Genomic DNA, 6000 nt, shown 5'->3' on the forward strand with positions numbered 1-6000 from the left:
TAATATTTAAAAATGACTATTCTTTAATGTTGTAATATCTATATTATAACAACATGCTATATTCATCTAAAGACTATACAGCTGTTATAGTTTGAGTTTACCCGATTCATTTTCAAATACACTGAAGGAAACTTTGTAAATAAATTACTCTTCTTCAGTAGTACCTTCTGTTTTACCTTCTTTTTCGACTGTGCCTTTTTCTAATGCTTTCCAAGCAAGTGTGGCACATTTGATACGTGCTGGGAATTGAGAAACACCTTGTAAAGCTTCAATGTCTCCCATATCTTCAGTAATTTCATAATCTTCACCAAGCATCATCTTAGTGAACTCTTGGCTCATTTGCATCGCCTCAGCTAATGAATGACCTTTTACAGCTTCAGTCATCATAGATGCACTGGACATTGAGATAGAGCAACCTTCTCCTTCGAACTTCGCATCATTAATTATCCCGTCTTCAATATCAAATGTTAAACGTATACGGTCACCACATGTGGGATTGTTCATATCTACTGTCATTGAGCCGTTATCTAAAACACCTTTGTTTCTAGGGTTCTTATAATGATCCATAATTACAGATCGGTATAGTTGATCTAAATTATTAAAATTCATAAGAGAAAAACTCCTTCGTTTGTTTCAATGCTTGAACTAACTGATCTACGTCTTCTTTTGTATTGTATACATAGAAGCTTGCACGTGCAGTTGATGATACATTGAGCCATTTCATTAGCGGTTGAGCGCAATGATGACCTGCACGTACAGCAACACCCTCAGTATCTACAGCTGTTGCGACATCATGAGGATGAATATCAGAGAGATTAAATGTAATCACTCCTGCACGACGGTCTTTAGGTGGACCATAAATGTCTAATCCTTCAATAGAAGACATTTGTTCATAGGCATACTCAGTTAATTCTTTTTCATGTTTGTGTATCGCATCGAAGCCAAGGTCTTCAATGTAGCGAATTGCTTCACCTAAACCAATCGCTTGAGCAATAAGTGGTGTGCCCGCTTCAAATTTAGTTGGTAAATCTGCCCATGTCGCATCATATTTACTAACGAAATCAATCATGTCACCACCAAATTCGACTGGTTCCATGTCTTTAAGTAAATCACGTTTACCGTAAAGCACACCAATACCAGTAGGACCAAGCATTTTATGTCCACTAAAGCTATAGAAATCTGCATCAATTTCTTGCATATCTAATGCCATATGTGGTGCTGCTTGTGCACCGTCCACACTAATAATTGCGCCATGTTCATGTGCAATGTCTGCTATCGTCTTAACATCATTAATTGTTCCAAGTACATTTGAAACATGTGCAATGGCTACAATTTTCGTTTTATCATTGATTGTTGCTTTAATGTCATCAAGATTAAGTTCGCCCTCGTCTGTCATTGGGATAAATTTTAATGATGCATTTTTACGTTGAGCTAATTGTTGCCATGGAACAATATTCGCATGGTGTTCCATCTCAGTTACAACAATTTCATCGCCTTCTTCAACGTTTGCATCTCCATAACTACGTGCAACAATATTGATAGATGCTGTTGTACCTCTAGTGAAAATAATTTCTTCAAAATATTTAGCATTGATGAAACGGCGCACAGTTTCACGTGCACTTTCATATCCATCTGTTGCTAGTGATCCTAAAGTATGAACGCCTCGATGAACGTTTGAATTATAACGCTTATAGTAATCGTCTAAAACGTTTAATACTTGTATTGGTGTTTGACTTGTTGCAGTTGAATCAAGATACGCTAAGCGTTTTCCATTTACTTGTTGCTCAAGAATCGGGAAATCTTTGATGATAGAATTTACATCAAAAGTTCGTTCGGTCACTTTATTCACGACCTTTCTATAATTAAAAATCTCATCGTATTTTGGTTTTACTTTTTATATAGTGCGAAATAAGTTTATTTAGAAACTTTACGTTCAATAACTTCTCTTAATTGACGTTTAACATCCTCGATTGGTAATTCGCGAACTACAGGATCTAAGAATCCATGAATAACTAAACGTTCTGCTTCTGTTCTTGAAATACCACGACTCATTAAGTAATACAATTGTTCAGGGTCTACACGACCTACTGATGCTGCGTGACCTGCTTCAACATCATCTTCATCTATTAATAGAATTGGGTTTGCGTCACCACGTGCATTCTCAGAAAGCATTAACACACGAGATTCTTGGTTAGCGATAGATTTCGTACCACCATGTTTAATATAACCAATACCGTTAAATACTGAAGATGCGTTTTCTTTCATTACACCATGTTTTAAGATGTAACCATCAGTTTCTTTACCATATTGTACAATTTTAGAAGTTAGGTTAATTTTTTGATCACCTGTACCTACAACAACTGATTTCAATTCACTTGTTGAGCGGTCACCTACAAGGTTTGTTGTGTTGTCGATAATTTGACTACCTTCGTTCATTAAACCTAATGCCCATTTAATAGATGCATCAGCTTCAGTTGTACCACGACGAATAATGTGACCAGTGAAACCTTTATCTAAGTAATCTACTGAGCCATAAGCTACATTTGAATTTGCTCCAGCAATCACTTCTGAAACAATATTAATTTGATTACCTTCACCACTTGCGTTAGATAAATAGTTCTCTACATAAGTAACTTCAGCGCTTTCTTCAGTCACAATGATAACGTGGTTGTAGAAACTAGCATTCTCGTCATCGTGTAACACAACGTATTGAATTGGATGTTCAACTACTACATTCTTAGGTACATAGACGAATACACCACCATTAATTAATGCAGTGTGTAAAGCTGTTAAACGATGTTCATCAATGTCTACAGCTTCTGTCATAAAGTATTTTTGAACTAAGTCACTATGATTAACTAATGCTTCTGATAAACCTTCAATAATCACACCATCATTTTTAGCTTGGTCTGACACTTGAGTATAAGCTAAATCGTTATTATGTTGGATGACTAAGTTTTCAGTGTTCTCCACATCAATGATTTGCTTTACTGATTCTGGTAGTTCATCAAGATTATTATATGCACTACCTTTTGTTTCGTGTTGTTTAAATGTATCAAAGTTCCATTTTCGTAATTTTGTTTTATCAGGTTTTGGCATTTCTAAAGTTTCTGTTAATTCCAACGCTTTTTTACGTAATTCTGTCATCCAAGAAGGTTCATTGTGCGCTTTTGAATAATCAACAAGTTGTGCTTCAGAAATGTTCAAAGTTTCAGTTGTCATAACTTTCTTTTCCTCCTGCTTGATGAAATAGTTTGTTGCTCGGCATGTTCATTTTCATCATTAAAAGTGAACATCTCAATGTTAAAAGTCTGATTGACGACTATTCAGTTGCACCAAATTCTTCTTTAACCCATTCGTAACCTTCTTCTTCAAGGCGTTTAGCTAATTCTGGTCCACCAGATTTAACAACTTTACCACCATACATAACGTGTACTTTATCCGGTGTAATATAGTTTAATAAACGTTGATAGTGCGTAATCATTAATGCGCCAAAGTCTTCTCCACGCATTTGATTAATACCTTTAGATACAACTTTCAATGCGTCAATGTCTAAACCTGAGTCAATTTCGTCTAAAATAGCAAATTTCGGTTCTAACATCATTAATTGTAAGATTTCGTTACGTTTTTTCTCCCCACCAGAGAAACCTTCATTTAAATAACGTTGCGCCATGTCTTGATCGATATCTAAGAAATCCATTTCTTTGTCTAACTTCTTAATAAATTGCATTAAGTTGATTTCTTGTCCTTCTTCACGTTTTGCATTGATAGCTGAACGCATAAAGTCAGCGTTAGTAACGCCAGTGATTTCTGAAGGATATTGCATAGCTAGGAATAAACCAGCTTTAGCTCTCTCATCAACTTCTAATTCTAAGATATTGACGCCGTCTAGTAATACTTCCCCCTGAGTCACTTCGTAAGATGGGTGTCCCATGATTGCAGATGATAATGTTGATTTACCAGTTCCGTTAGGCCCCATGATTGCATGTATTTCACCTGTGTTGACAGTTAAATTTACACCTTTTAAAATTTCTTTATCCTCAATAGACACATGTAGGTCTTTGATTTCTAATGTTGATGACATTTATATTCCCTCCGTAAAATATAAAGTTTTCTTAACTAGTTTATAATAATTTTAATCTGTAGTCAAAAAGACTTAGTGATATTCAATTCTCTTTATTATAACGCACTTAGTTGGTAATATAAACTTTTTGAACCACTAATTTAGATTTATTCTTTAAATAAAATTATTTTTATCTAACGCGTAAAATTTCATTAAATGATAAACAAGCTCTTAATTTCTCAATAGCCAATTTTTAGACATATTAAAGTATTTATTGCCCTAAAATTTCATTTCTATGATATGATGCACTTTAACCTTTAAATCATTTATAGAAAGGAGCCATTCATGAACAATTTCAAATGGATTAATATCCTTAAAGGTTTTGGTATGGGCACCAGCGATTTAGTTCCCGGCGTGAGCGGTGGAACAATTGCCTTACTATTAGGTATATATGACGGATTTATTAGTTCAATTAGTGGGCTGTTTTCCAAACGGTTTTGGCCTAGCCTCAAATTTTTACTTCCTATTATAATAGGAATGGGTTTAGCCATAGCAATATTAAGTAACTTATTTAATTATTTGTTAAGTCACTACGAAATTTCTACAATGTTCTTCTTTACTGGACTAATCATCGGTATTATTCCATATCTACTTAAAGTTTCAGATTTCAAGCGTACCTTCGAAACTAAACATTATTTAATGGTGCTAGTAGGCATCGTCATTTTATTTGTAATTACTCTTCTAAATAACGGTGATAAACACTCCGGCGAAACATTATCTTTATCTTTTAGTCTTATTATTAAATATTTTATAGCTGGAATGTTTGCCTCTAGTGCAATGCTACTACCCGGTATTTCTGGGTCATTTATGTTATTAGTTTTTGGTGCGTACGGCACAGTAATGTTCTCAATTTCTGAACTTGTTAAGTTGAATTTTTCAGCATTACCTATTTTACTTATCGTTGGTTTAGGAATTCTCACTGGATTTATGGTATCTAGTCGCATTATTCAATATTTTTTACATCATCACAGTACTATGACCTTCGCTCTAATCATCGGCTTTGTTATTGGATCAATTTTCGCAGTTTATCCAGGTCTTCCTGAAAATGGATTAACCTGGGCGATTTCATTAACAACATTAATTGTAGGTTTCCTAATAAGTCTAAGCTTAGGTCGTATGACAGCTCATAATGAAACCTCATAACAAGCTAGAACACAACAAAGCCCTCAAGTACGTTTCTGTACATGAGGGCTCATTTAAGTGGTTAGACAACCTTAGTTGTCTCCTTTATTACCTTTGAATTTATCAATAACGTCATTTGCTTTTTCTTTTGCGTTATCTACAAATTCTTTTGCTTTGCCAGAAGTTTTATCTTCTTTACCTTCTTGTTCTAAATCTTTATTGTCTGTAGCATTACCTACTGTTTCTTTAATATTACCTTTAGCTTGTTCAAATTTGTTATCTTCAGCCATTGTAATTTCCTCCTTATGACTTTTATCTTTATCACTTTTACCCTCTAAAATATTAAATAAACATCCATATGCTGTTAAAAGCTTAATTTTTAACTTAAAAAGATTGCTTTATACTTTAATTTTCATATATTAAAAGTACCTAAAATGATTTAAGGAGTGACGTTATGAATTTCGCCAACATTACATCTATGACTGAAAGTGGACTCAATAAGAAAGTGAATCGTTTTTTTGAACAAAATCCAAATATAGAAATTCTAAAATTTGATTATCAAATGGGATACGGTGGTGTAGGTGTAGGCATACTATTTAAAGTATTATAATATTTAATTAAAAATCGAGACTGGGACATATTAAATATCTCAGTCTCTTTTAACATATTGGCAGTAGATGTCTGGATTGAAAGCGCGCTTACATCAAGCTTCTCTCAATCCTAGACATCCTTGCCGGCGGGGCCCCAACATAGAG

7 protein-coding genes are annotated in these 6000 nt (G+C 34.2%); 2 read left to right on the top strand and 5 right to left on the bottom strand.

Going from position 1 to position 6000, the window contains the following annotated elements; translation table 11 throughout:
• Positions 1–144: 144 nt before the first annotated feature.
• The 4 genes from sufU to sufC form a co-directional block, all read right to left on the bottom strand.
• Positions 145–609 (bottom strand): Fe-S cluster assembly sulfur transfer protein SufU, encoded by a 465-nt coding sequence (gene sufU / locus HMPREF2580_RS09085; RefSeq protein ID WP_044466333.1) that lies wholly within the window; start codon positions 607–609, stop codon positions 145–147.
• Positions 599–1849, bottom strand: a complete 1251-nt coding sequence (locus HMPREF2580_RS09090; RefSeq protein ID WP_002441676.1) for a cysteine desulfurase — start codon at positions 1847–1849, stop codon at positions 599–601. The genes sufU and HMPREF2580_RS09090 overlap by 11 nt, the downstream gene beginning before the upstream one ends.
• Positions 1850–1914: 65 nt before the next feature.
• Positions 1915–3222, bottom strand: a complete 1308-nt coding sequence (gene sufD / locus HMPREF2580_RS09095) for a Fe-S cluster assembly protein SufD (RefSeq protein ID WP_070832233.1) — start codon at positions 3220–3222, stop codon at positions 1915–1917.
• Between the two features lie 100 nt (positions 3223–3322).
• The gene (sufC, locus tag HMPREF2580_RS09100; protein WP_002441672.1) at positions 3323–4084 is read right to left on the bottom strand and encodes a Fe-S cluster assembly ATPase SufC; all 762 of its coding nucleotides are present in this window, start codon (positions 4082–4084) and stop codon (positions 3323–3325) included.
• Positions 4085–4408: 324 nt separating this feature from the next.
• Between sufC and HMPREF2580_RS09105 the strand changes: the two genes are divergently transcribed.
• A complete protein-coding gene (locus HMPREF2580_RS09105) occupies positions 4409–5266 on the top strand; it encodes a polyprenyl-phosphate transporter PopT (RefSeq protein ID WP_070832236.1) in 858 nt (285 codons plus the stop codon).
• A 71-nt stretch (positions 5267–5337) separates the two neighbouring features.
• On the opposite strand, the gene HMPREF2580_RS09110 is transcribed toward HMPREF2580_RS09105, so the two are convergent.
• On the bottom strand, positions 5338–5535 hold the full coding sequence (locus HMPREF2580_RS09110; RefSeq protein WP_002441669.1) for a CsbD family protein: 198 nt from the start codon (positions 5533–5535) through the stop codon (positions 5338–5340).
• Positions 5536–5699: 164 nt separating this feature from the next.
• Between HMPREF2580_RS09110 and HMPREF2580_RS12335 the strand changes: the two genes are divergently transcribed.
• A complete protein-coding gene (locus HMPREF2580_RS12335; protein WP_176747475.1) occupies positions 5700–5855 on the top strand; it encodes a hypothetical protein in 156 nt (51 codons plus the stop codon).
• Positions 5856–6000 lie beyond the last annotated feature (145 nt).

Source organism: Staphylococcus sp. HMSC036D05 (assembly GCF_001836225.1).
GTDB lineage: Bacteria > Bacillota > Bacilli > Staphylococcales > Staphylococcaceae > Staphylococcus > Staphylococcus caprae.

Excerpts from the sequence above, each read along its gene's own strand:
- HMPREF2580_RS12335 (WP_176747475.1), top strand. The coding sequence starts at position 5,700 with ATGAATTTCGCCAACATTACATCTATGACTGAAAGTGGACTCAATAAG.
- sufC (WP_002441672.1), bottom strand. The coding sequence starts at position 4,084 with ATGTCATCAACATTAGAAATCAAAGACCTACATGTGTCTATTGAGGAT.
- HMPREF2580_RS09110 (WP_002441669.1), bottom strand. The coding sequence starts at position 5,535 with ATGGCTGAAGATAACAAATTTGAACAAGCTAAAGGTAATATTAAAGAA.
- HMPREF2580_RS09105 (WP_070832236.1), top strand. The coding sequence starts at position 4,409 with ATGAACAATTTCAAATGGATTAATATCCTTAAAGGTTTTGGTATGGGC.
- sufD (WP_070832233.1), bottom strand. The coding sequence starts at position 3,222 with ATGACAACTGAAACTTTGAACATTTCTGAAGCACAACTTGTTGATTAT.
- sufU (WP_044466333.1), bottom strand. The coding sequence starts at position 609 with ATGAATTTTAATAATTTAGATCAACTATACCGATCTGTAATTATGGAT.